This is a genomic window from Aeromonas sp. 19NY04SH05-1 (genome assembly GCF_040581895.1).
Classification (GTDB): domain Bacteria; phylum Pseudomonadota; class Gammaproteobacteria; order Enterobacterales; family Aeromonadaceae; genus Aeromonas; species Aeromonas enteropelogenes.
The window spans coordinates 3,304,023-3,328,078 of record NZ_CP095328.1 but is presented as its reverse complement, the minus strand read 5'-3'; the positions used below and the strand labels follow the sequence as shown (position 1 = coordinate 3,328,078).

Genomic DNA, 24,056 nt, shown 5'->3' with positions numbered 1-24,056 from the left:
TTATGGCCGCTGTTCTATGGTGCAAGCTGCTTTCAGCACAGGAGAAGTGCGTTATTTCATCAGCCAGGTCATGAGTGCGAAACAGGAGGTCGCACTGATAACTGCTCTACGTTTTGCGTGAGCGCTCAGAGGCCTATGGTCTACGGTTGGCAACGGCCATCATATCCATAAGCGGGTGGAAGGCGTAGGCACCCTGATAGGGTGAGCAGAAGGCTACCAAGGGGGTAGTGCATCTGGCTGGCTCATTGCAGCTATGGGTTGTCCTCTTGTGCAGAACACAGGGAAGGGGCCTTGTCGTGGCCTGCAGCAGGCATAAAAAAGCCGCTCACAGGGTGAGCGGCTTTTGTCATCGGATGGCCGGCAAGAATTATCAGGTTGGCTGCTGGCCGGGCTCTGTAGGCGGCAGGCTGGAGTGGGATTCCAGCTTCTGCTCCTCTCCCTGCATGTTCTTGATGTAGACATCCATCTGGTTGAAGGCGATCTCGATGCCGTTTTCGCGGAACAGGGCATCGATCTTGCGGTTCAGCTCGTCGATGGCCGGGTTGCGATCCCCCAGTTCGCTCACGAAGAAGCGCAGCTCGTGATCCAGAGTGCTGGCGCCAAAGGTGAGGAAGAAGACGATGGGTTCCGGATCCTTGAGCACCCGGCTGTTCTCCATGGCCGCCTGCATCAGCAGGGTACGGGTCAGCTCGAGATCGGAGCCATAGGCCACCCCGACCCGTACGATGACGCGGGTAATGGTGTCGCTCAGGGACCAGTTGATCAGCCGTTCGGTCATTAACTGTTGGTTGGGGATGATAACTTCTTTGCGGTCGAAGTCGGTCAGGGTGGTAGCACGAATGCGGATCCTGGAGACGGTGCCGGAGAAGCTGCCGATGGTGACGGTGTCACCGATCCGCACCGGGCGCTCGAACAGGATGATGATGCCGGAGACGAAGTTGGAGAGGATCTCCTTCATGCCAAAACCGATACCGACTGACAGGCCACCCGCTACCCACTGCAGCTTGTCCCACTGGACGCCCATCATGGAGAGAGCGGTCAGCGAGCCGACCCCGATCAGCACATAGTTGAGCATGGTGGTGATGGCGTAGGCGGTGCCCTGGGCCAGGTTCAGCTTGGAGAGCACCAGCACCTCCAGCAGACCCGGCAGGTTGCGGGCCAGCGACCAGGCGCCCCCCAGCAGGAGGAAACCGATCAGCACGTCGCTCAGGCTTATGGGGAAGAGCACGGCATTGGCGCCAGTCCCTTCACTGCGATGCCACAGCACCATGCTGTCGAGGTAGGCGAAGACTGCCACCAGATCGGACCAGAGCCAGTAGAAGGCGACGCCAAAGATCAGCAGCAGCACGGTGCGAGTCAGACGCAGGGACTGCTGGCTGACCTCTTCCAGATCCATGGGCTGCTCTTCAATGGATTCTCCCCCTTCCGCATCCTCCTGGGCCTTGTGCTCCCGCTTGGCCACGGCACGGCGGTAGGCCAGGCGGCGAGCCGCCAGCTCGAGGCCACGCAGGGCGGTGCGATAGACCAGGCTCCAGAGGATCAGCATGTAGAAGGATTCGATCAGGCGGCCGGTCAGCTTCAATGCCGTGTAGTAGTAGCCCAGACCGACCAGTATGATCAGGGCCACGGGGGCCAGCGCCAGGGCCATGGCGACGATGGACTTCTGCATGCTCGTCTCGCCCTTCATGCGGGCGCGGGAGATGGGGAAGACCAGATAGGCGGTCAGGCCCAGTAGCGCCAGAGTGAGCGCCTGGCCGATCACGTCGTTGCCAAGGGTGGAGGGTTCAACTACCGCCTTGGTCGACAGCATGATGAGGGGCAGCAGCGGCAGCCATAGATAGTGCATGCTGTTGCGCTTGGCCTGCAGCTCGGCTTTCGGTATGCGGAAGTGGCTTTCGGCGATGCCGCCCGGACGCATCACGGAGAGGTAGACGCTGAACACCAGATAACCCAGTGCGAGGTTCAGGGTGATCTGGAAGATAAGCTTGGGCGTGAGCAGACCACAGTAGGTCAGCAGCAGGCCGATGGCGAGGATGAACAGGCTGCCCGGCAGGCGCTCCAGCACGGTATATAAGAGGGCCGCCGGGGTATGCCACTGGCTGTCCTGGCGGAAGCGGCCGAGATCCTTGGCGATCTTCTTCTGGCGCTCGATCAGGGTCGGGCGCTTCCAGATCAGCAGACCGGCGACCAGCATCAGGGGAAGGGAGAGCAGCGAAATGGGCAGTACCATTTCACCCCAACCCTTCCAGTCAGGTTTTAGCACCCAGTCGGAGGCCTGTTTGAAGGCCTGGGCCGGCCAGCTGATGAACCACTTGCCGTCGATGGGCTTGTTGCTGCTTACCCAGAAGATATGTTGCTGCAAGGTAAACTCGACCGAGGCATAGACCCGGCTCAGCTGCTGCTGGGTCAGCTGCAGGCTGATGGCATTGGTGAGCTGGCTGTCGAGCTGGCGGTTGAGCTGATCCAGCAGATTGATGCGGGTATCGAGCAGCTTGGAGAGGCTGGCCCTGTCTTCGGCAGTGACGGGATCAGGGCTCTGGGCGATGAGGTTGTCCAGATACTGGTTCTTCTGGAACAGCTGGTCGCGTTGCTGGCTCAGCTCGAACTGGGCCAGGTGCAGGTCGGCAATCTGCTCTTCCAGGTTCTTGACGGCGACGGTCGGTGCCGCCTCCAGCTGCTGGTAGAGCTGATAGAGAATGCGCGAGAGCAGCAGATTGCCCTTGAGCATCTGCACCTGTTCATTGAGGTTGCGTTCGGTCTGGGTGCCGCGCTCCAGCCAGCTCTTGGCCTGCAGATTCTTCTGCACCAGCGAGTTGAGGTTGGTGGTGGCGCTGATCAGTTGCTGGCTGAGCTGGTGGTTGATCTCCTGCTCTCTTTGCACCAGCGGACTGTCTTCGGTGGCCACCAGCTCGCCGGTCTGCTCGGCGGTTTTCTCGGTGTCACCCAGGCGCTTGGCGCTGCTTTGCTCCTGCAGCAGTTGCAGCTTTTGTTCTTCGCTGGTGAGACGGGCGCTCTGGTAGTCGCGCTGCTTGATCGCGAGATCCTGCATGCTGGTACGGTTGTCCAGCTCCTTCTGCAGATTGGCCAGCTGCAACTCGAGCAGTGCCAGCTCGGTATTGAGCTTCATCTTCTCGGCACTGCTGACACCCTCGCCGGTATTGAGGCGGCTGCGGATCTCCTGGCTGCGCAGGTAGACCCGGCTCATGCTGGTCTGGGCGCGCTCCGGCAGGGTCTGCAGGTTGGTGAGCTGGCTGGCGATGGCACCGAGGGCTTCCTGGGCGTTTTGCATGTTCGCCAGCACATCGGGCTGGCGGCTCTCCAGCTCGTTCAGGCTCATGCTGGCGTATTCGCTCTTGATCTGCTCCGCACTCTTGCCCTCGTTCAGGGCGTTGAGTTTGGCGCCGATGTCGCGGATCTCGGCCGGAAGTGCCCGGATCCGCTGAGCCTGGGCCTTGGCCTTCGCCTCTTCCTTGTCGATGCTGTCGAGCAGGCTGAGGGTGTCGGTCAGAAATTTCTGATCGGCTTGTTGCGAGACGGTGAGGGTCTCGGATTTACCCAGGCTGTCCAGGGCACGCTGGACGCTGGCGCGCTGGGGAACCTCTTGTGCCATGGCCTGCGCAGTGCAGAGGCTGGCGAGTAGACAGAGCAGCGGCAGCAGAGTGGCCGAGGCTCTTTTCAATCGTATTGAGAGCATAAAACTTCCGGGTTATTACTCGATGTACGGGGGATATCCCGCTTAAATTAAAACCGCGTGGATTCTATCATCGGGTTTGTCAGGGAAGCAGGGGGAGAGATAAAAAAAACGGCGCCCGCAGGCGCCGTTTTCAGCAGTTCGGTACGGATTACAGTACGTGAACAGAAGCGGTGTTGGTGGTGCCGCTCGGTACCAGAGCACCGGAAACCATGACAACCACGTCACCCTTCTGACCCATGCCGCTCTCCAGCGCCACTTCTTTACCGATGCGATAGAAATCGTCGGTAGAGGCGATGCTGTCAACCACGTGAGTCATGACACCCTTGGTCAGTACCAGCTGGGCAGCAGTCTTCTTGTTGGTGGTGATGGCCAGGATCCAGGCTTTCGGGAAGTACTTGCGGATGGCCTTTGCGGATTTGCCGCCTTCGGTGGCAACCACGATCAGCGGGGCATCCAGCTTCTCGGTGGTCTCTACTGCGCCCTTGCACACGGCTTCGGTGATGCGCAGCTTGTTGCTGTCGTTGGACGCAGACAGATTGGACGGCATCACGGCATCGGTGCGCTCGCAGATGGTGGCCATGATGGTCACGGCTTCCAGCGGGTATTTACCCTTGGCGGATTCACCGGACAGCATGACCGCATCGGTACCGTCCAGGATGGCGTTGGCCACGTCACCGGCTTCGGCGCGGGTCGGACGCGGGTTCTTGATCATGGAGTCCAGCATCTGGGTCGCAGTGATGACCACTTTGCGGGCCTTGTTGCACTTGGCGATGATCATCTTCTGGGCGAAGATCACCTCTTCAACTGGGATCTCTACACCCATGTCGCCACGAGCAACCATGATGCCGTCGGAAACAGCCAGGATATCGTCGAAGTTGTCCAGGCCTTCCTGGTTTTCGATCTTGGAGATGATCTGGATGTTCTCGCCACCGTGGGCCTTCAGGTGCTCACGGATTTCCAGTACGTCTTCTTTCTTGCGGATGAAAGAAGCAGCAACGAAATCAACGCCCTGCTCGCAACCGAAGATCAGGTCGCGCTTGTCTTTCTCGGCCAGGGCCGGCAGCTTGATGGAGACGCCCGGCAGGTTGACACCCTTGTTCTCGCCCAGGTCACCGTTGTTCAGCACTTTACAGACAACTTCGCGCTCGGTGATTTCGATGACGTCCAGACCGATCAGGCCGTCGTCAACCAGGATGCGGTTGCCGACGCGCAGGTCGTTGGCGAAACCCGGGTAGGTCACGGCGACCTTGTCCTTGTTGCCAACCACAGTCTGGTCGGTGGTGAAGGTGAAGGTCTGGCCGGCGATCAGGGCGACATCGTTGCCACCTTCCAGCTTCATGGTGCGGATTTCCGGACCCTTGGTGTCCAGCAGGATGGCGGCTTGCTTGCCGGTTTCGGCCATCACGGCACGCAGGTTGCTGATACGGGTACCGTGCTCTTCGTAGTCACCGTGGGAGAAGTTCAGGCGCATGACGTTCATGCCGGCATCCAGCATCTTGGCCAGCATTTCTTTGGATTCGGTCTTGGGACCGATGGTGCAGACAATTTTGGTCTTTTTCATGTCAGTCTTCATGGTTAAGGAGTTTCCGCCGAGCAATATACACCAGTTTTTGGATTCTTTTTATGATCCAGAAACAACGTTTTGACCAGATAACGTTTTCTTTTCAGGGATAACGTTTTCCTGATTGTCACTTTTCAGGGTATACACCTACTGGTCTGAGCTGACAGGGGACAAGTGTTTCCATCTGTGTCTTGGCGGCCGATTACGGAGCAAATGTTGTAAAATGACAACTTGCTCAGTGTCACCGTCCTGTCACCCGCATGGGCAAGAATGTTAGTTCATTCGTCGGCATCTGAAGGGTTTCGGGATGAAAAACAGTGGATGGGCGGGGCCCGGGCTGTTTCTGCTGGGGGCCAGCCTGCTGGTGATGCAGGCGCTGCCAACGCGCTTTTGGCCAGACAATCAAGGCTGGCTAAGCGGAGTGCCACGGCACGAAAGTGCGCTGACACTGGGCTGGCGGGAATGGCAGGATCAGCAAGTGGCCACCAGGCTGGCCAGCCGTCTCCTGGTTGTGGGGGAGAGGGGTACCGATAAACGAAATGCTCACTTGCCCGCAGAGCGGCAAGAGTGAAGCGTGGTTTTAGCTCCCGGTGATTATCAATAATTGGTAAACAGTGCTTATCCATTTCACCTGATTGTTAACCTGAAATGGTGGGCAGATAATGTACTCCAACGGCGTTATTCCTTGTGAATGGCGCCACCCGATACCTTGTTGGAGTGACTGTCATGTCCCTTGCCCCTGTCTGGTTTATCTCCCACGGCGCCCCGGATCTGATGCTGCGGGATCGCCCCGCCACCCGTTTCCTGAGCACCCTGCGACTGGGGGAACTCAAGGGGCTGGTGGTCATCTCCGCCCACTGGTTCAGCCGCGAGTTGGAGCTCAACGTCGAGCCGGCTCCGGCCCTGATGTACGACTTCTACGGCTTCCCCGAGCCGCTCTACCATATGCGCTGGCCCGCCAGCAGCCCGGCCTGGCTGCAGCAGGCTGTGGGTGACGAGCTGGCGGTGGCCGGATGGCAGGTCAGTACCGTGCGGCGGGAGCTGGACCACGGGGTCTGGTCACCCATGTCGCTGATCGACCCGGACAGCGAGATCCCGTTGGTGCAGGTATCCATCCCCGTGAACTTCACCCCGGCGCAGCTGTGGCAGCTCGGGGAAGCGCTGGGCCGGCTGCGCGAGCAGGGGATCGGCATCCTTGCCTCCGGCGCCATCACCCACAACCTGAGGGCGCTCGGACCGGATCACTCCCCCACGGCCCCCTGGGCCCGGGAGTTTGTCCGCTGGCTCGAGCAGATGATGGCGCAAGGGGACAAGCAGGCGCTGCTCGACTATCGCCGGCTGGCCCCCGGGGCGGTGGAGTCCCATCCCCACGACGATCACCTGCGCCCCCTGTTTGTGGCGCTGGGTGCCGCCAGTGGGGCGAGCCCTGTCCGGCTGCACGAAAGCTGGGATCTGGGCAGCCTCTATATGGGGGCCTACCGCTTCAATTAAGGAGCTCGCTGTGGGCATGAACGACAAGGCCCCGCCATTTGGCGGGGCCTTTTGCTATGCAATCCCGGAACCGGTAGTGCCAGTCAGGGCACGATCACCCGGCTTTCGCCGCCGCCGAGAGCCTCGACTCTCACCTGCACCCCGATCCGCTCCACCAGGGTCTGCACATGGGAGATGACCCCGATCTGGCGACCGGCCGCCTGCAGGGAGTCGAGGCTGGCCAGCGCCAGATCCAGGCTGTCCGGATCCAGGGTGCCGAACCCCTCGTCGATGAAGAGCGACTCGACTTGAGTCTGACGCGACGACAGGCTGGAGAGGGCCAGCGCCAGGGCCAGCGACACCAGGAAGCTCTCGCCACCGGAGAGGGAGTCTACCGAGCGCACCTCGTCCCCCATTTCGAGATCCACCACCTGGAGCGCGAGATCGGTGCCGGGTACCCGCTCCAGCCGGTAGCGGGGCGACAGCTCGCCGAGCTGGGCGTTGGCCTCCAGCAGGAGGCGCTCGAGCGTGAGGCTCTGGGCGAAGGTGCGGAACTTGGCACCGTTGGCCTGGCCGATGAGATCGCACAATTGCTGCCAGTGATCCGCCACCACCTGCTGGCTCGCCAACTCCTCTTGCAGGCTGCCAGCCTTGAGGGCAGCGGCCTCCGCCTGGGCCAGGGTGTTGCGGCACTCGAACAGCTGCTCGTCGAGGGTGCGACACTGGTTCTCCAGCGCTGCCAGCCGCTCGCCGAGCGCCTGCTCGGTGAGGGCGGCCAGCTCGGGGTGATGTTCCTGATAACGCTCCCGCTTGCTCTGCTCCTGTGCCAGCGCTCGTTGCCGTTCGGTGAGGCGGGTACGGGCCTCGGCCAGGGCATCGTCCAGCGACTGCAGGGCGGCGCGGCGGGCCTTGAGCTCCTCCTGGCCGATAGCCAGCAGGCGGCGCAGATCATATTCGGCGATGCCGAGGGTAGTGGCGTGAGCGGCCCAGCGTCCCAACACTTCGCGTTTGCGGCGGCTGCTCACCTGCTTTTCCTGCTCCACATGGGCAAGGCGGGTCTTGAGCTCGGTCAATCGCTCCCGCAGGGTGCGCCCGGCGCCGGCTGCCTCGTCGAGCTGGCTGGCGGCCAGCTGCAACCGCGCCTGCCAGCGAGCCTCGACCTGGGGGATCCCTTCACCTTCCAGGCAGGTCGCACGGCTCGCCAGCAATCCCTGGCGCTGCTGTTCGTGCTCCTTATAGTCACGCTCCAGCTTGTGCAGCCGCTCGCGCTGGGTCTGCAGGCGGGCCTCCTGGGCACTCAGGGTCGGGGTCAGGCTGGCAATCTCGCCGGCCAGTCGCTCCCACTCGCTCTGGCCGTGCAGATAGGCCTCGCAGGTCTGCTGCCACTCGCGCCACTGCTGACTGCCGAGCCACTGGCGCCAGGGTTGGCCGCCCATCTGCTCGTCGAGCCGGTTGGCCCCCTGTTCGAGGCGCTGGCGCAGGGTGCTCTCCTGCTCGCCCATTGCCTTCACTTCCCCTTCCCATGCGATGCGCTGGCGGTCGGCCTCCTGCCACTGCTGATCAAATTGTTGATGGCGGGTGGCCAGCTGGCTGAGTTGCTGGCGGATGCCCTGCAACTGCTGCTGCCCCTGCTGGGCCTGACGCAGGGTCTGCTGGCTCTGGGCCAGCCCCTGTTCCAGCGCCTGGCCACGACCGAGGAGGGTGTCCAGCAGGTGCTCCCATTCGGCCGGGCTCTGGTGCAGCGGCAAGGGGTGGCCGAGCAGCGCCTCCCCACCGAGTTGTTGCCAGTGCTGGGTCAGCTGCTCGGATCTCGCCGCCAGCTCCGGCAAGTGTTGCTGGCGCACAGTCAGCTGGCGGGCCAGCTCCTGACGCTCGCTCTCGCACTGAATGTATTGATGGTTGAGCCGCTCCCACTCGAGCTCCAGGCTGCGAGCTCGCTCCGCCAGCTGACCCAGGATGCCTGCCACCTGGGGCTGACTCTGGCTGTAGGGGTGCTCCTCGGCGCCGCAAAGGGGGCAGGGGGTACCATCGCTCAGCACGTAGCGATACTGCTCGAAGCTCGTCACGGCGCGGGCCTGCTCCAGGGCGTGGCGCGCCTCGTCACGTTGCACCGCCAGCCGCTCCAGGGCGGGGGCCAGCTCCTGGCCCTGGCTGGCGAGCCGGGTCAGAGCTTGTTCCAGCTGGACTATCTCTTGTTGCAGGCGATCGTGCTGCTCGCCGTGGTTGCGGCCATAGTTGGCGAGATCCAGCAGCTGGCGCAGCTGGCCCAGCTGTTCTGTCTGCAATTGCCACTGCTCCTGCGCCTTGGCAAGGCGGCTCTCCCACTGCTCCTCCTGCAGATCGTCCTGCAATTTTTGCAGCCGTTCCTGCTCTTGGCGCCAGTAGTCACGCTCCTGCCGGCCTTGCTCCAGCTGGTGTTGCAACTGCTGCAGCGCACGCACCTTGTGCTCGCGCAGGGTCAGCAATTGTTGCAGCTTGTCGGCATCCTCGGCCCAATCCTGCATCGCGGTGAGCAGGGGTTGCCACTGGCGAGCCTGGGGAGCCAGTTCCCTGTGCTCTTCGAGCCAGGCGCCCCACTGCTGATACTGGCTCTTGAGGGCGGCTACCTGTTGGCTCAGCTCCTGCCAGCTCTGCTCCAGGGTGAGCTGCACCTCGCGCTCCTGGCTTCCCTCCTGCTGGATCTTCTGCAACTGCTGCTGTTTTTCCAGCAGCCGGGTGTCGAGCTCCTGCGCTCGCTTGAGCTCGGGTTGCAGGGCGCCCCACTCCCGCTCGGCGGCAATCTTGTCCGCCAGCAACTGCTGCTCATGGAGCGCATTTTGTCTGGCCTGTTCCTCAAGGCGGTCCAGCTCCGGCCCAAGCTCGGCGATCACCTTCTCCTGCTGCTGCACCTCCAGGGTGAGGCGCGCCAGCTCGTCGTGATCGGCGCGGGCCACCTGGGCCTGCTCGGCCCGGGCAAACTCCTCCCGCTCGGGGGCTGCGGCATCGTGAGCCTGCCGGGCAGCGCTCAGCGCCTCTTCCCCCTCGCGGCACCCCTGCAACTGGGCGGCGATGCGGCCATCCAGCTCCCGCAGATCCTGCATCAGCTGGCGCTGCTGCTGTTCGTGCTTGAGGGTGGTGGAGAGGGTGAGCTGGCGAGCGATCCACGCTTCACGGGTCGCCTCGTCCATCAGCGCCACGTCGCCGAGGCGTTGCGCGATGGCGGCGAGCTTTTGCTGCTCTTCCCGCGCCCGTTCATAGGTCTGGATGGAGATGGCGGAGTAGAGCTCGGTGCCCGTCATCCGCTCGAGCAGGGCGGAGCGCTCATTGGCATCGGATTTGAGGAAGGCGGCAAACTCCCCCTGGGGCAGGATCACCGCACGGCGAAACTGTTCCCAGGATAGGCCCACCAGCTCGTCGATGCGCTCTTGCAATTCCCGCTTGCTGCCAGAGAAGACCTGGCCCGACTCGACGTCGGTCAGGCTGCGCTCCTGGGCCTGAAAGCGCCCCTCGGCGCGGTTGCGGGCCCGGCGCACCGCCCAGCGGGCCAGCCAGGTACGGCCATCACAGCCGCGAAACTGCACCTCGGCAAAGCCGCTGGCGTGGCCGCGGCTGAGGATGCCGCGCACGTCGTTGGCCTTGAGCTTCTCCTCGTCGTCCGCGCGGCCCACCTCGGCTACGTTCTTGCGGTTGGCGACAAAGCGCGGCATCTCGTCATAGAGCGCCAGACAGATGGCGTCGAGCAAGGTGCTCTTGCCCGCCCCCGTGTTGCCCGTGATGGCGAACAGTCCGGTGGCGCCGAGGGCCCCTTTGGTAAAGTCGATGGTGAAGGGGCCGGTCAAGCTGGCCAGATTTTCACCTGACAGGGATAAAATTTTCATGCGCCGGCCTCCTTCACCTGCTCCAGGATCTCTTCAAACGAGGCAACCAGCCCGACCTCGGGCTCACCTTCAAACTGGCGTTGATAGCAGAGACGAAACACCTCGGTGGGGGAGAGTTCATCCAGCCTGTGCCGCCCACGGCCATCGGCCAGCCCCTGTCCCGACCCCTGATACTGGGTGTTGATACGGGCGAGGCGCACCGGCTTGCCCGCCAGCGCCGCCAGAATGCGCTCACGGATACGGGCCTCGGGTTTGGGCAGCAGCAGTCGCACTTCAAGGAAGGGTTGCGCCTCCTGCGGACGATCCGGCAACTCAAGCGCGTCGATGGCGGCCAGGGCCTCGTCAAGGGAACCTTGGGGCAGGCGGATCATCTCGACGCTGCGGGGCACCGGGATGGCCTCTACCGCCGCGAGCTGGCCGGCCTCCAGTGTCACCTCAAGCACCTGATGGCGGTAGCCGGTCTCGGTCAGCGACAGGGGCAGCGGCGAGCCGCTGTAGTGAATGCCTTCAGCCAAGCGCTGGGCCAGATGCAGGTGGCCCAGCGCCGTGTAGTCGGCGCCGGTGAAGATGTCGGCGGGCAGGGCGTGCTGGTTGCCGCCAAGTACCCGTCGCTCCGACAATTCCGAGAGCTGGCCCGCCGCCAGATAGGCATGGCCCATGGCGATCAGGGCCTGATCCTGTTCGCAGCGCTTGCGCCCCTCGGTGAGCACTTCTGCATAAATCTGACGCACCCCTTCGATAAGTCTGTCCTGCCCCTCGGCCAGCGGTTCGACCCGCAGATCGCTGCTGCGCAGAAACGGTACGGCGGCGCACCAGGCGGCCACCTTGCCTTCGTTGTCGTGCAGCGGCACCAGCAGGCGATCGGTCTCAAGCTGGCCATCCTTGTCCCGGCTGATGCTGCCCACCAGATGGAGATCGAAGGCCCGCAGCAGTTCGTGGGGGGCATCGAGCTTGGAGGGAGAGTCGTGGTTGCCACCGATCAGCACCATGTCGAGGTTGGGCATCTCGGCCCGCAGCCGCGCCAGAAAGCGGTAGAGCTGCTGCCAGGCGCTGGCGGGGGGATTGGCGGTATCGAACAGATCGCCTGCGACCAGCAGGGCGTCTATCTGGCGTGCCTTGAGGGTGTCGGTCAGCCAGTCGAGGAAGGCATCGTGTTCAAAACGGCGGTCATGGCCATGGAGTTGATGGCCAAGGTGCCAGTCGGCGGTATGGAGGATTTTCATGAGAAAGCAACCCGGATCCTGGGACGGTGCCAGCGGCACCCGATGGAGACAAGATGAGGATCCCCCTCGCTTTTTTCAAGGGAAACTGGCCACCAGCTTGGCGTCAGGCGGGTATGCAGCGCATCCGGTATTGCGGGTGGCCGGTAAAGGGATCGGACTCCTCGCCCTCGATCATGAAGCCGTGGCGGCGATAGAAGCGCACCGCCGGCTCGTTTTCCACGAACACCCTGGCATAGAGCGAGGCCCCTTGGCGTTTGGCCTCCTGCAACAGGGCATGACCCACGCCGCGCCCTTGCCGGTCGGGGCGTACGAACAGGGCCGCCAGGTAGTCATCTACCAGCGCGATAAAGCCAAGCAAGTCGCCGCGCTCCTCAAACACCCAGATGCGGGCACGATCCAGATAGCGGGAACGCAACTCCTCCTGGGCCTGCCACCAGCAGGAGGCATCGACGAAATCGTGGGCCTGCAGGGAGGCCAGCAGCCAGATTTCGACGATCTCTTCCATGTCTTTCGGGCTACTCGGCCGCAACATGCTTTGATCCTTGTTAACAATTCAAACATTCGCAGTCTAGGGGAGTTTGCCGATCGAGTCGGGGGCGAACATGACTCCCTGTGACGTCGATCGTCCTTTATTTAGCGAGAATGATTGGCTGATCACAAAGCGCCTCTCTAGTACAATGCCCGCCGGACAATCTAGAGACCGAGGACGCCATGTGGTTTAAAAACCTGCAGATTTATCGCTTTACCCGCCCCTTTGACCTGACCGTGGATCAGCTGGAGACCCAGCTCGAGGCCTGCGCCTTTACCCCGTGCGGCAGTCAGGACATGTCCCGTTTCGGGTGGGTCAAGCCTCTTGGCAAATTCGGTTCCACCCTGACCCACAGCGCCTCCGGTCACATCCTCATCTGTGCCCGCAAGGAGGAAAAAATGCTGCCGGGTAACGTGGTCAAGGAGATGCTGGCGGAGAAGGTAGAGGCGATCGAGTTCGAGCAGGGGCGTGCCCTCAAGAAGAAAGAGAAGGAAGCGCTCAAGGAGGAGATCCTCCACACCCTGCTGCCGCGCGCCTTCAGCCGCACCAGCCAGACCTTTGCCTGGATCAACCCGGCCGACAACCTGATGGTGGTGGATGCGGGCTCCGCCAAGAAGGCGGACGATCTGCTGGCCCTCTTGCGCAAGTCCATCGGCTCCCTGCCGGTGGTGCCGGTGGCCCTGAAGAACCCGCCCGAGATCACCATGACCGAGTGGCTGAACGAAGGCAATCTGCCGGCCTCCTTCACCCTGGAAGACGAAGCCGAGCTGCGCAGCGCCATGGAGCACGGCGGCATCATCCGCTGCAAGCAGCAGGATCTGATGACCGACGAGATCAAGAACCACCTGGCCAACGACAAGCTGGTGACCAAGCTGGCCCTCAACTGGGGCGAGACCATCAGCTTCGTGCTGGGGGACGATCTCTCCATCAAGCGCCTCAAGTTCAGCGAAGAGCTGCGCGAGCAGAATGACGACATCACCAGCGAGGATCCGGCAGCCCGTCTGGACGCCGATTTCGCCCTGGTGACCGCCGAGCTGGCCCAGTTCATCCCGGCGCTGTTTGCCGCCATGGGCGGGGAAGAGCAGTCCATCTGATGCACTCCTTGTCAGCGAGAACCGCCTGCGGGCGGTTTTTTTATGGCCGCATGAGTCGGCTCAATCTGTTGATAAATGAGTAAAATATTGATTTGGCTAGGTAACTTGAGTCATCAGCGCCAATCGTGACATAGTCGTCCTTCATGGTCATAAAACAGACAAGGAGAGTGTCATGTTGCGCAAACCCCTGGGGCTAGCCATCGCCCTTGCCCTGCTGGCCGGCTGTGCCAGCGAACCGGGCTTTCACTATGCTGCGCCACCCCAGACCCTGATCGCTCCGGAGGCGGCCAGCGGCTGGCAGGAGAAACAGGGTTGGCAAGGCCGTGACTTCATGGTGGCTGCCGCCAACCCGCTGGCGGTGGATGCGGGCTACCAGATCATCAAGGCGGGCGGCAGCGCCGTGGATGCCGCCATCGCGGTGCAACTGGTATTGACCCTGGTGGAGCCGCAATCCTCCGGCATCGGTGGCGGTTCCCTGCTGCTGGTGTGGGATGGTCAACGGGTCAGCGCGGTGGATGGCCGGGAGACGGCCCCCGCAGCGGCCACGGATCAGCTGTTCATGAAAGATGGCCAGCCGATGGCCTTCTACGATGGCGTGGTGGGCGGCCGCTCAGTCGGGGCGCCCGGTACGGTGCGCGCCCTGGCGCTGGCCCACGAGCGTTATGGCAAGCTGCCCTGGGCAAGTCTGTTCACACCGGCCATCACCCTGGCGGAGCAGGGGTTTGTGATAAGCCCGCGCCTGGTCACCCAGCTGGCAAAAGATCCCTATCTCGCCAAAGACCCACAGGCACGCGCCTACTTCTACCAGCCTGATGGCAGCCCCAAGCCAGCGGGCACACGACTGACCAACCCGGCGCTGGCCAAAGTACTGAAAACGCTGGCAGATCAGGGAGCTGATGCCTTCTATCAGGGGCCGCTGGCCGATGCCATAGTGGCCAAGGTGCGCGGTCATGCCACCAATCCCGGAGTGCTCAGCGCCGCCGATCTGGCCAGCTACCGGGCCCGGGTGAGTGACGGCCTCTGCTTTGACTATCGCCAGAGCAAGGTGTGCGGCTTCCCGACCCCCTCGTCGGGCACCATCGCGCTTGGCCAGATCTTCGGCATGCTGGAGAGTCGCAATATGGCGGCCCTCAAACCCGTCACCACCTCGGCAGGGGGGCTTGCCGCCTCGGCTGACGCCATCCATCTCTACAGCGAGGCGGCGCGACTCGCCTTCGCCGATCGCAACCGGTATGTGGCCGACAGCCGTTTCGTATCGGTACCGCTGGCCGGCCTGCTCGATAAAGGCTATCTGGCCGAGCGCGGGCGGCTTATCGGCGAGCGCTCCATGGGGATAGCTCAACCGGGCTCGCCGCCTCAGGCGCTGGCCATGGGCCGCGATGCCACCCCTGAGCTGCCGTCGACCAGCCACATCTCCATCGTCGACCCGAGCGGCATGGCGATCGCCATGACCAGCTCCATCGAGGATGGATTCGGCTCGCGCCAGATGGTCAACGGCTATCTGCTCAACAACCAGCTCACCGACTTCTCCTTCACCTCGGTGGATGCCGCCGGGCTGCCGGTGGCTAACCGGGTGGAGCCCGGCAAGCGGCCGCGCTCCTCCATGTCGCCCCTGCTGGTGTTTGACAAGGCAAGCGGCGAGCTGGAGATGAGCCTGGGCTCCCCGGGTGGCTCGGCCATCATCAACTACGTGGGCAAGACGCTGCTGGGGACCCAGGATTGGGGGCTCAATTTGCAGCAGGCGATCAATCTGCCCAACTTCGGCAGTCGCAACGGTCCTACCGAGCTGGAGGCGGGGCGCACCCCGGATGCCGTGGTTGAGGGGCTGAAGGCGAGGGGGCACGAGGTGGTGCTCAGTGAACAGACTTCAGGCCTGCAGGGGGTAGAGCGCAACAAAGAAGGATGGTTTGGCGCCGCCGATCCGCGTCGCGAGGGGATCGCCAAGGGAGAGTGAGGCTTTCCCATCACAGCCGTTCCATCACAACAAGGCCAGCATGATGCTGGCCTTGTTGTTGGTGCGTGACGGGCTCGAAGAACGCGTTACTGGATGCCTGGCAGCTCCACGTCGAAGATCAGGACAGAATTGCTCAGCGGGATCTTGCCGGTGATGTGATTGCTACGGGCCAGCTTGTTATCGGTCCCCGGAGGAGGCGTCACTGGATGCCCAGTAGCTCCACGTCGAAAATGAGTACCGAGCCGGGCGGGATCTTGCCAGCCGCGCGATCGCCATAGGCCAGGTTGGCGGGAATGTAGAAGCGGGTCTTCTCACCTTCCACCATCAGCTGTACACCTTCGGTCCAGCCCGGGATCACCTGGTTGAGGCCAAATTCGATGGGCTCGCCACGAGCTACCGAGCTGTCAAATATGGTGCCATCCAGCAGTTTGCCCTCGTAGTGCACCTTCACCTTGCTGGTGGCGGTGGGGTGAACCGTGCCGCTGCCCTTGGTGAGCACCTCATACTGCAGGCCGGAGGCGGTGGTGGTCACCAGCGGGTTTTCCTTGTTGCCGGCTAGGAACTCGGCGCCGATGCGCACGTTTTCCACGGCCAGCTTCTTGTTGTTGCTGCTGGTGTAGAAGTAGTAGGCGACACCGGCAACCAGCAGCGCGATCAGAATGAATTTCATCGATTTTCCCTTGTGAGAACGAGAGCGGCATCTTATCCCAGCCGGGGCGTCAGGGCGAGTCGGGGCGGGGCAGGATGTGACAGGACAGGCAAATGAGAAGGGGGAGGAGCCAGGCTCCTCCCCCTCGTCTTCATGATGAGCGTTACTTGGCGGCCACCATCATCAGGGCGGGCAGGGCGAAGAAGAGGCCTGCCACGTAACCCAGTGCCAGCAGCTTGTTCTCGCTGCCAACCCGGGCCAGCCACTCGGCGGCGCGCACCGGCAGGTCGCGCAGGGCCGGGATGCCGTAGATGAAGATGACGGCGAAGACATTGAACAGCACGTGAACCAGGGCGATGGTCAGGGCCAGCTGGGCACCGGTGCCGCTGATGGCGGTGGCAGCCAGCAGGGCCGTGATGGTGGTACCGATATTGGCGCCCAGGGTGAAGGGATAGAGCTGACGGGTGCTGAACACGCCGCCGCCGGCCAGCGGGATCATCAGGCTGGTGGTGGTGGAGGAGGACTGCACCATGATGGTCACAAGGGCACCGGAGGCGATGCCGCTCATGGGGCCACGGCCCAGCGCCTTGTGCAGCACCTCTTTGGCGCGGCCGACCAGCACCTGTTGCAATACCTTGCCCAGATAGGTCACGCAGCCCAGGATCAGCAGGATGCCGATGATGATGGTGGCGATGGAGGCACCCTTGCCCGGCAGGAAGGCGACGGCGCTGTCTATCAGCTGCTGGGCCGGGGCGGTCAGCGGTTTCATGAAATCCATCCCCTTCATCGACATGTCGGCGGAACCGGTGAAGAAGGTAGCCAGGGTCTCGGCGCTCTTTTGCAGCAGGCCGAACATCAGCTCCAGGGGCAGGAAGATGGCCACGGCCATGAGATTGAAGAAGTCATGGACGGTGGCGGCGGCGAAGGCGCGGCGAAACTCCGCCCGATCCCGGATATGGCCCAGGGAGACGATGGTGTTGGTGATGGTGGTGCCGAGGTTGGCGCCCATGACCATGGGAATGGCCATGCTGATGGGCAGGCCGCCGGCCACTAGGCCGACGATGACGGAGGTCACTGTGCTGGAGGATTGCACCAGGGCAGTGGCCAGAATGCCGAGCAGCAGGGCGACGAAGGGGTTGTTGGCAAACGCGAAGATCTGAGCGGCACCCTCGGCACCGCCGGAGAAGCCTTTGAAACCATGAGAAACGGCGCCGACGGCGACCAGGATCAGATAGACCAGTACGATAACACTCATCCAGTTGAACAGGGCGCGGGTCGCGGTCTGCTGCGGCAAGGAGTCATTGTGTTGCATAAAGCCTCTTGGGACGGTCGTTCCGTCTTGGGTAGTTGATGACAGGCGCATTTAAGCAAGGCTCCATGACAGAAATATGACAAAGTGACACTTTTATGATGGTTTGATGACATGGCCCCGTGCGCTGGTTGACCGCCCGGGGAGATCTTTTTTGGCGAAATCGGTCAGAAACTGTCGGCTCCTTTTCCTGAGCATGATGATGAAGGGCTCCGTTCGTATTCGTACTTGTGCTTGGCTGCCAGCGTTATATGCTGGCTGTTGTTCCTTCCATCAAAGAGAGTGGTACTGTCATGCGTGCATGGATACTGTGTGTTTCCCTGGGGTTGCTGTCTGCCGGCGTGCAGGCCGAGTGCAATCTCGAAAAAGCGGCCAAAAACGAAGCCCTCAACGCGACCCTGGGGGTCAAGGGACGCTGTGATACCGACAAGCTGGTGGAGCAGAAGACCAAGGACGCCAAGAAAGAAGTGAAAGAGGTGAAGAAGAACACCGCCGAGGCGATCGACAACAAGACAGATGGCCTCAAGGAGACGCGCGACGATATCAAGCAGACCAGCAAGGACGTGAAGAAGGTGGTGAAGGATCCGGTCAAGTCGGCCGCCACCGCCGTGGTCAACAAGGGCTAAGGCTGGGAGTTGCCAGCGGTACGCCGTGCAGCGCAAGAAAGGGAGCCAATGGCTCCCTTTTTGTTTGGCAGGTCATCGGCGCGTTAAAAACTGACGGAGAAAGCGGGCTCAGAGGAGCCTAAAGAGCATAAAGGAGCTATCCGGTGCCAAGGCCGGGCCTGGGAGGGTACACTGCGGCGTCATGTTATTAGCTATGGTGAGTCTGTCATGAAACATTGGTCCCTTCTCCTCCTGCCTCTGGCGCTGGCCTCTCTGCCGTCTCAGGCCAATCTTCTTTCCTCCGGTTGCAGCGCCAAGGATGTGGCAATAGGTTCCGCGGTCAACAGCGCGACCGGCGTCAACAGCCGCTGCTCGGCGGCCAGCACCAAGCAGCGGGTCGAGAACGCGATAGACAATCCGGGGGATTATGCCAAGCGCAAGGCGGCCGAGGCGACCGGGGTCGATGAAGCCTACAACAAGGCGCGCAACACCAAGCAGCGGGTCGAGAATGCGGTAGAGAATCCGGGAGATTACGCCAAGCGCAAGGCGGCCGAGGCGGTCGGGGTCGATGAAGCCTACAACAGGGCGCGCAACACCAAGCTGCGGGTCGAGAATGCGGTAGAGAACCCGGGGGATTACGCCAGGCGCAAGGCGGCCGAGGCGACCGGGGTGGATGAGGCCTACCACAAGGCACGTAACGCCAAGGATCGGGTCGATAACGTGGTGGATGATCCGCTCAAGGCGGCGGGCAAGGCGGTGCTGCGCCACACGGGAACATACTGACAGATAAGAGGCTGGGGAGCGCCGTCCCCCTGGCCAGCGCATTAAAAAGGGGAGCCAGTGGCTCCCCTTTTGCTATCCGGTATCCGCGCCATTACTGAGCGTCGGTCGCCTCTTCGTACTGGCGGAACGGGATGCGGAACACCGCCAGACGCAGGAACAGATAGGTGACGCCGAGGCCAGCCCAGATCAGGCCCAGCTCGAGGGAGCTCTGCTCCAGGTTGATCCACAGGGCGCCGATGGTGGCGGCGCCAAGCAGCGGCAGCAGCAGGTAGATCAGGTGATCTTTCAGGCTCTTGTTGCGTTTCTCGCGGACCCAGAACTGGCCGATGACCGACAGGTTGACGAAGGTGAAGGCCACCAGGGCACCGAAGTTCACCAACGCCAGCGCCATGTCCAGATCGAACGACACCGCGGAGAGGGCCAGGGCGCCCACCAGCAGCACGTTGATGGCCGGGGTGCGGTATTTGGGGTGAATGTAGCCAAACACCCGCTCCGGGATCATGCGATCGCGGCCCATCACGTAGAGGATGCGGGAGACACCGGCGTGGGCCGCCATGCCGGAGGCCAGTACGGCGACCGTGGTGCACACCAGCACTATGCTCTGGAACAGGGTGCCGCCCACGTAGAGGGCGATCTCGGGCAGCACGGCGTCCGGCTCCTTGAAGCGGGCCAGATCCGGGAAATAGAGCTGCAGGCAGTAGGAGACCACTACGAAGATGACGCCACCGATGAGGGCGGTCAGCACGATCGCCTTGGGGATCACCTTGCCGGCGTTCGGGGTCTCTTCACTGAGGGAGCTCAGGCCGTCAAAACCGAGGAAGGAGAAGCAGAGGATGGTGGCACCGGTAAAGAGTGGCACCATGCTGGCGCTCTCGAAGTGGAACGGCCGGCTGCTCATCAGGGTGGCGGCACCCTCGCCATGGTAGAGGCCCCAGCCCATCAGGCCGATGAAGACGACGATGATGGCGAGCTGGATAAAGACGATGGCGCCGTTGAAGTTGGCCACCAGGTTGATGCCGCGCAGGTTGAGGAAGGTCATCACGGTCACCAGGCCGAAGATGAAGATCCAGGGATCGACACCCGGGAACATGGCGGTCAGGTAGATCTTGGCCAGCAGGATGTTGATCATCGGCATGAACATGTAGTCGAGCAGGGATGACCAGCCGACCATGAAACCGACGTAGGGGTTGAACACCTTCTGGGCATAGGTGTAGGCAGAGCCCGCGGAGGGGAACTTGCGCACCAGGTGGCCATAGCTGAGGGCGGTCAGCAGGATGCCGCCCAGCGCCAGCAGGTAGGCAGTGGCGACCCGGCCTTCGGTGATGTCACCGACGATGGCGAAGGTGTCGAATACGGCCATGGGGGTCAGATAGGCGAGACCCATTACGATAACCTGAGTCAGGGTCAGGGTCTTGAGCAGCTTGGCGCCTTGAGATGCCATTACGCTTTCTCCTCAATCAGTGCCGGAGCACATGCTTGCAACGCGCACAGGGAGACGAAAAATTCGCAGACCTGTACATCAAGGGCGCCGGGGAGGCGCATACCGGTGTTGGCCGGCAGGAAAGCATTGAAACGCCCCATTTTTTTCCTCTTAACGTCGGGAGATTGTTGGCAATCTCGGTATCACTTCCGGAAAGTTTCCGGCCTCTGTGGTTGGTTTGGTGTTCTGCCCAAAAGAAAGAACCGATGTTGCAAGGAACATCGGTTCTTCAATTGGCCGCGTATTTTGCATTCGTGGCCCCCCCGTGACAAGCAATAATGGGCGCCAGATCGCATTTTTTTGCACTCTGCTTTGACAGGTAAGCGATCACTCTCCCCCTGTTGCCATCATGCAGCCTCTCTCCCCGTTTTTCAGGTCACGCTGGATGAAGGAGCCTCGCTCTCATCCAGTACGGAATCTCGCCATTTCGTCGCTGCAGAGCGCATTGGTACAGGAAGAGGCGCCCGGGCCGGGTGGCGTCTTCCGGTTTGTTGGCAAGGGAGCCTGTCTGGTGCATGGCCCCCGCTTTGGCGACCGGCACAAGGGTGGAGAGAGGCGCGAATAAATGGTCAGTTTATCCGGGTGAACACCGTTTCTGGTCATGGGTGGTGGAGGCAAGGGAGGCAAGCCAGGGAATTGAGTACAAAGGGATTTTTTATCAGGCTTTCAATCAGGCATGAAAAAAGGAGCCTAAAGGCTCCTTTTGATTCAGTACATTCATGCTCGCACAGCCTTACTGGGCCACCTCGACCTTGTCGGCGGTGTGCAGCGGAATGCGGAACACCACCAGACGCAGGAACAGGTAGAGGGCACCGAGCGCCGCCCAGATCAGCCCCAGCTCGAAGGAGGAGGGCTCGAGGTTGAGCCACAGTACCCCGATGCAGGCGGCGCCGCACAGGGGCATCACCAGGAACAGCAGGTGATCCTTCAGGGTCTTGTTGCGACCGAGCTTCACATAGAAGTGGGCAATGACCGCCAGGTTGACGAAGGTGAAAGCCACCAGGGCGCCGAAGTTGATCAGGGCCAGGGCGATCTCCAGATCAAACGACACGGCGGAGAGGGCTAGGGTGCCCACCAGCAGCACGTTGAGCGCCGGAGTCTGCCACTTCGGATGGATATAGGAGAAGAAGCGCGCAGGCAGAGCGCGATCCCGACCCATCACATAGAGCAGGCGCGACACGCCGGCGTGGGAGGCCAGCCCCGAGGCCAGCACCGCCACTGTCGTGCACACCAGCACCACTGCCTGGAACAGCTTGCCACCCACGTAGAGGGCAATCTCGGGCAGGACCGCATCCGGTTGCTGGAAGCGGGAGATGTCCGGGAAGAACAGCTGCAGGAAGTAGGAGGTGGTGACGAACAGCACGCCGCCGATCAGCGCGGTCAGCACGATGGCGCGGGGGATCACCCGATCCGCGTCCGGGGTCTCTTCCGACAGGGTGCTGATGGCATCAAAACCTAGGAACGACAGACACAGGATGGAGGCGCCGGTCAGCAGGGGGTTGATGTGCATCTGCTCGGAGAAGAAGGGACGGCTGCTGGCCACGGTTCCCAACCCTTCACCGTTGTAGACACCCCAGGCGATGAGGCCGATGAAGACGGCGATGATGCTGAACTGCATCATGACGATCAGGCTGTTGAAGTTGGCCACCAGCTTGATGCCGCGCAGGTTGAGGGCCGTCATCACGGCGGCCAGACCGAAGATGTAGGTCCAGGGCTCCACGTTCGGGAACAGGGCCTCCAGATAGATCTTGGCCAGCAGCATGTTGATCATCGGCATGAACATGTAGTCGAGCAGGGAGGTCCAGCCCACCATGAAGCCCACATAGGGGTGAAACACCTTCTGGGCATAGGTATAGGCAGAACCGGCCGACGGGAACTTGCGTACCAGATGGCCATAGCTCAGGGCGGTGAACAGCATGCCCATCAGGGCAAACAGATAGGCCGTCGGCACATGGCCGTCGGTGATCTCGGTGACGATGCCGAAGGTGTCGAACACTGCCATGGGAGTGAGGTAAGCCAGGCCCATGACCACGACCTGCCAGAGTTTCAGGGTCTTTTTCAGACCAACCGCCGGGGTTGTCATCATGCCTGTTCCTCACGCAGTGCCGGGGTGGCACGGTCCATCAACGAAACCGGGAGAGTGGCCCGGGGATCAAGGGCGCCAGGGTGGCGCGCACCGGCCAGGGCCGGCAGGAAAGCATTGACATGCCCCATGTTGTTCCTCACTAAGACTTGGTGTCGGGAGATTGCTGCCAATCTCGCTATCTTTTCCGGGGGTGATCCGGCCTCGTTTATGGGTTTGTTCACTGTGAAAAAAGTACCGATGCCGCTGGGCTGCACCGGTACTTTCAGTGGCCGCGCATTGTGCATTTGCAGGGCCCCCTTGACAAGCGATAAAAGGGGCAAAATTGCATTTATTTGCACTGGTGAGCGGTCACTTTCATGCTGGTCAGTCCAGCACGGCCTCCAGTGACTTTTCAAGGATTTGCAGCCCTTCGTCAATCACGGACGCAGGGGCGGTCAGGGGGGCGAGAAAACGGATGACATTTGCGCGCACACCGCATGACAACAGGACCAGACCGCGCCTGCCCGCCTCGGCCACCAGACGCTTGGTGAGGTCGGGATCCGGCTGGGCGGCATCGCGCTGCTTCACCAGCTCCATGGCCACCATGGCGCCGGGGCCACGAATTTGACCTATGCAGTCAAAACGCTCGGCTATGCGTTGCAGCCCTGCCTTGATCTGCTCGCTCTGGGCTTGCGCCTTCTGGTTGAGCTGCTCCTCTTCGATCACCTCCAGGACCGCCAGGGCGGCGGCGCAGGCAATGGGGGAGCCGGCATAGGTGCCGCCCAGACCACCCGGCTTGGCCGAGTTCATGATGTCGGCCTTGCCCACCACGGCGGAGAGGGGGAAGCCGCCGGCCAGGCTTTTCGCCAGGGTCATGATATCCGGCTCAATGCCGGCATACTCGGTGGCGAAGGTCTTGCCGGTGCGGCAGAAACCGCTCTGGATCTCGTCGCAGATCAGCAGGATGCCGTGCTGATCGCAGATGCGGCGCAGGCTCTGCATGAAGCGGGGGGAGGCGGGATAGAAGCCACCCTCGCCCTGGACAGGTTCGAGGATAATGGCGGCCACCCGGCTCGGTTCGATGTCGGCGCTGAAGCAGAGGTCGAGGGCCTGCAGGGCCTCCTCTTCACTCACCCCCAGATAGTCGGCGGGGAAGGGGATGTGGTAGACCTCACCCGGGAAGGGGCCGAAGCCGGTCTTGTAGGGAACCACCTTGCCGGTCAGGGCCATGCCCATCATGGTGCGGCCGTGAAAGCCCCCCTTGAAGGCGATGGTGCCGCTGCGGCCGGTGTGGGCGCGGGCGATCTTGATGGCGTTCTCCACCGCCTCGGCGCCGGTGGAGAGAAACAGGGTGCGCTTGGGGCTGGGGCCTGGCACCAGGGCATTCAACTTTTCCGCCAGCTCGATATAGCCGGGGTAGGGGGTGACCTGGAAGCAGGTGTGGCTGAACTTCTCCAGTTGGGCCTGCACCGCCGCCACCACTTTCGGGTGGTTGTGGCCGGTGTTGAGCACGGCGATGCCGGAGGCGAAATCGATGTAGCGGTTGCCCTCGATGTCCCACAGCTCGGCGTTCTGCGCCTTGTCGATAAAGACCGGCAGCAGGGTACCGACGCCGTTCACCACGGCGGCTTCACGGCGGGCCTGCCAGGCCTGGTTTGACTGGTTGTCTGAATGACTCATTTTTCCTCCCTGCGGGGGCGTTTGCCCCCTCTCTTGAGTGTTGGCGAGGCTCCCGGGCGGGAGCACTCACTTCGTCCTTGAATAGTGTGGTGGCAAGCCTTGG

17 protein-coding genes are annotated in these 24,056 nt (G+C 62.2%); 6 read left to right on the top strand and 11 right to left on the bottom strand.

Annotated elements, in window-relative coordinates; genetic code table 11:
* Nucleotides 1-370 precede the first annotated feature (370 nt).
* Together mscK and pykF are read right to left on the bottom strand one after the other, a co-directional pair.
* Nucleotides 371-3,694 (bottom strand): mechanosensitive channel MscK, encoded by a 3,324-nt coding sequence (gene mscK, locus MRK42_RS15230; RefSeq protein WP_338610827.1) that lies wholly within the window; start codon nucleotides 3,692-3,694, stop codon nucleotides 371-373.
* A gap of 148 nt (nucleotides 3,695-3,842) precedes the next feature.
* On the bottom strand, nucleotides 3,843-5,255 hold the full coding sequence (pykF, locus tag MRK42_RS15225; RefSeq protein WP_224210098.1) for a pyruvate kinase PykF: 1,413 nt from the start codon (nucleotides 5,253-5,255) through the stop codon (nucleotides 3,843-3,845).
* A 307-nt stretch (nucleotides 5,256-5,562) separates the two neighbouring features.
* On the opposite strand from pykF, the gene MRK42_RS15220 reads away from it, so the two are divergent.
* Together MRK42_RS15220 and MRK42_RS15215 are read left to right on the top strand one after the other, a co-directional pair.
* Nucleotides 5,563-5,826 carry a hypothetical protein gene (locus tag MRK42_RS15220; RefSeq protein ID WP_338610826.1) on the top strand — a complete coding sequence of 88 codons (264 nt, stop codon included), beginning with the start codon at nucleotides 5,563-5,565 and terminating at the stop codon, nucleotides 5,824-5,826.
* 155 nt (nucleotides 5,827-5,981) lie between these two features.
* Nucleotides 5,982-6,746 carry a class III extradiol ring-cleavage dioxygenase gene (locus MRK42_RS15215; protein WP_338610825.1) on the top strand — a complete coding sequence of 255 codons (765 nt, stop codon included), beginning with the start codon at nucleotides 5,982-5,984 and terminating at the stop codon, nucleotides 6,744-6,746.
* A gap of 83 nt (nucleotides 6,747-6,829) precedes the next feature.
* Here MRK42_RS15215 and MRK42_RS15210 read toward each other — a convergent pair whose 3' ends face one another.
* The 3 genes from MRK42_RS15210 to MRK42_RS15200 form a co-directional block, all read right to left on the bottom strand.
* Nucleotides 6,830-10,582 (bottom strand): AAA family ATPase, encoded by a 3,753-nt coding sequence (locus tag MRK42_RS15210; RefSeq protein ID WP_338610824.1) that lies wholly within the window; start codon nucleotides 10,580-10,582, stop codon nucleotides 6,830-6,832.
* On the bottom strand, nucleotides 10,579-11,805 hold the full coding sequence (locus tag MRK42_RS15205) for an exonuclease SbcCD subunit D C-terminal domain-containing protein (protein WP_338610823.1): 1,227 nt from the start codon (nucleotides 11,803-11,805) through the stop codon (nucleotides 10,579-10,581). The genes MRK42_RS15210 and MRK42_RS15205 overlap by 4 nt, the downstream gene beginning before the upstream one ends.
* 103 nt (nucleotides 11,806-11,908) lie before the next feature.
* Nucleotides 11,909-12,337 (bottom strand): GNAT family N-acetyltransferase, encoded by a 429-nt coding sequence (locus tag MRK42_RS15200; RefSeq protein WP_026456882.1) that lies wholly within the window; start codon nucleotides 12,335-12,337, stop codon nucleotides 11,909-11,911.
* A 179-nt stretch (nucleotides 12,338-12,516) separates the two neighbouring features.
* Between MRK42_RS15200 and rdgC the strand changes: the two genes are divergently transcribed.
* Complete coding sequence (gene rdgC / locus MRK42_RS15195; RefSeq protein ID WP_338610822.1) at nucleotides 12,517-13,428, top strand: recombination-associated protein RdgC; 912 nt, start codon at nucleotides 12,517-12,519, stop codon at nucleotides 13,426-13,428.
* Nucleotides 13,429-13,600: 172 nt separating this feature from the next.
* Nucleotides 13,601-15,382 (top strand): gamma-glutamyltransferase family protein, encoded by a 1,782-nt coding sequence (locus MRK42_RS15190; RefSeq protein WP_338610821.1) that lies wholly within the window; start codon nucleotides 13,601-13,603, stop codon nucleotides 15,380-15,382.
* A 199-nt stretch (nucleotides 15,383-15,581) separates the two neighbouring features.
* On the opposite strand, the gene MRK42_RS15185 is transcribed toward MRK42_RS15190, so the two are convergent.
* Both MRK42_RS15185 and MRK42_RS15180 read right to left on the bottom strand, forming a co-directional pair.
* On the bottom strand, nucleotides 15,582-16,052 hold the full coding sequence (locus MRK42_RS15185) for an FKBP-type peptidyl-prolyl cis-trans isomerase (protein ID WP_338610820.1): 471 nt from the start codon (nucleotides 16,050-16,052) through the stop codon (nucleotides 15,582-15,584).
* A gap of 142 nt (nucleotides 16,053-16,194) precedes the next feature.
* Nucleotides 16,195-17,343, bottom strand: a complete 1,149-nt coding sequence (locus tag MRK42_RS15180) for a Na/Pi cotransporter family protein (RefSeq protein WP_201978250.1) — start codon at nucleotides 17,341-17,343, stop codon at nucleotides 16,195-16,197.
* 290 nt (nucleotides 17,344-17,633) lie between these two features.
* On the opposite strand from MRK42_RS15180, the gene MRK42_RS15175 reads away from it, so the two are divergent.
* Together MRK42_RS15175 and MRK42_RS15170 are read left to right on the top strand one after the other, a co-directional pair.
* On the top strand, nucleotides 17,634-17,966 hold the full coding sequence (locus MRK42_RS15175) for a hypothetical protein (RefSeq protein ID WP_124239869.1): 333 nt from the start codon (nucleotides 17,634-17,636) through the stop codon (nucleotides 17,964-17,966).
* 207 nt (nucleotides 17,967-18,173) lie between these two features.
* Nucleotides 18,174-18,728, top strand: a complete 555-nt coding sequence (locus tag MRK42_RS15170; protein WP_338610819.1) for a hypothetical protein — start codon at nucleotides 18,174-18,176, stop codon at nucleotides 18,726-18,728.
* 91 nt (nucleotides 18,729-18,819) lie between these two features.
* Here MRK42_RS15170 and MRK42_RS15165 read toward each other — a convergent pair whose 3' ends face one another.
* The 4 genes from MRK42_RS15165 to gabT all read right to left on the bottom strand — a co-directional run bounded on the left by MRK42_RS15165 (nucleotide 18,820) and on the right by gabT (nucleotide 23,953).
* The gene (locus MRK42_RS15165; protein WP_042027699.1) at nucleotides 18,820-20,169 is read right to left on the bottom strand and encodes an APC family permease; all 1,350 of its coding nucleotides are present in this window, start codon (nucleotides 20,167-20,169) and stop codon (nucleotides 18,820-18,822) included.
* Nucleotides 20,169-20,309, bottom strand: a complete 141-nt coding sequence (locus tag MRK42_RS15160; RefSeq protein ID WP_197064518.1) for a hypothetical protein — start codon at nucleotides 20,307-20,309, stop codon at nucleotides 20,169-20,171. Before MRK42_RS15160 ends, MRK42_RS15165 begins: the two co-directional genes overlap by 1 nt.
* 632 nt (nucleotides 20,310-20,941) lie before the next feature.
* Nucleotides 20,942-22,291, bottom strand: a complete 1,350-nt coding sequence (locus MRK42_RS15155) for an APC family permease (protein WP_026457272.1) — start codon at nucleotides 22,289-22,291, stop codon at nucleotides 20,942-20,944.
* Between the two features lie 366 nt (nucleotides 22,292-22,657).
* Nucleotides 22,658-23,953, bottom strand: a complete 1,296-nt coding sequence (gene gabT / locus MRK42_RS15150) for a 4-aminobutyrate--2-oxoglutarate transaminase (RefSeq protein ID WP_338610818.1) — start codon at nucleotides 23,951-23,953, stop codon at nucleotides 22,658-22,660.
* Nucleotides 23,954-24,056: the final 103 nt, after the last annotated feature.

Excerpts from the sequence above, each read along its gene's own strand:
- mscK (WP_338610827.1), bottom strand. The coding sequence starts at position 3,694 with ATGCTCTCAATACGATTGAAAAGAGCCTCGGCCACTCTGCTGCCGCTG.
- pykF (WP_224210098.1), bottom strand. The coding sequence starts at position 5,255 with ATGAAAAAGACCAAAATTGTCTGCACCATCGGTCCCAAGACCGAATCC.
- MRK42_RS15220 (WP_338610826.1), top strand. The coding sequence starts at position 5,563 with ATGAAAAACAGTGGATGGGCGGGGCCCGGGCTGTTTCTGCTGGGGGCC.
- MRK42_RS15215 (WP_338610825.1), top strand. The coding sequence starts at position 5,982 with ATGTCCCTTGCCCCTGTCTGGTTTATCTCCCACGGCGCCCCGGATCTG.
- MRK42_RS15210 (WP_338610824.1), bottom strand. The coding sequence starts at position 10,582 with ATGAAAATTTTATCCCTGTCAGGTGAAAATCTGGCCAGCTTGACCGGC.
- MRK42_RS15205 (WP_338610823.1), bottom strand. The coding sequence starts at position 11,805 with ATGAAAATCCTCCATACCGCCGACTGGCACCTTGGCCATCAACTCCAT.
- MRK42_RS15200 (WP_026456882.1), bottom strand. The coding sequence starts at position 12,337 with ATGTTGCGGCCGAGTAGCCCGAAAGACATGGAAGAGATCGTCGAAATC.
- rdgC (WP_338610822.1), top strand. The coding sequence starts at position 12,517 with ATGTGGTTTAAAAACCTGCAGATTTATCGCTTTACCCGCCCCTTTGAC.
- MRK42_RS15190 (WP_338610821.1), top strand. The coding sequence starts at position 13,601 with ATGTTGCGCAAACCCCTGGGGCTAGCCATCGCCCTTGCCCTGCTGGCC.
- MRK42_RS15185 (WP_338610820.1), bottom strand. The coding sequence starts at position 16,052 with ATGAAATTCATTCTGATCGCGCTGCTGGTTGCCGGTGTCGCCTACTAC.
- MRK42_RS15180 (WP_201978250.1), bottom strand. The coding sequence starts at position 17,343 with ATGCAACACAATGACTCCTTGCCGCAGCAGACCGCGACCCGCGCCCTG.
- MRK42_RS15175 (WP_124239869.1), top strand. The coding sequence starts at position 17,634 with ATGCGTGCATGGATACTGTGTGTTTCCCTGGGGTTGCTGTCTGCCGGC.
- MRK42_RS15170 (WP_338610819.1), top strand. The coding sequence starts at position 18,174 with ATGAAACATTGGTCCCTTCTCCTCCTGCCTCTGGCGCTGGCCTCTCTG.
- MRK42_RS15165 (WP_042027699.1), bottom strand. The coding sequence starts at position 20,169 with ATGGCATCTCAAGGCGCCAAGCTGCTCAAGACCCTGACCCTGACTCAG.
- MRK42_RS15160 (WP_197064518.1), bottom strand. The coding sequence starts at position 20,309 with ATGGGGCGTTTCAATGCTTTCCTGCCGGCCAACACCGGTATGCGCCTC.
- MRK42_RS15155 (WP_026457272.1), bottom strand. The coding sequence starts at position 22,291 with ATGACAACCCCGGCGGTTGGTCTGAAAAAGACCCTGAAACTCTGGCAG.
- gabT (WP_338610818.1), bottom strand. The coding sequence starts at position 23,953 with ATGAGTCATTCAGACAACCAGTCAAACCAGGCCTGGCAGGCCCGCCGT.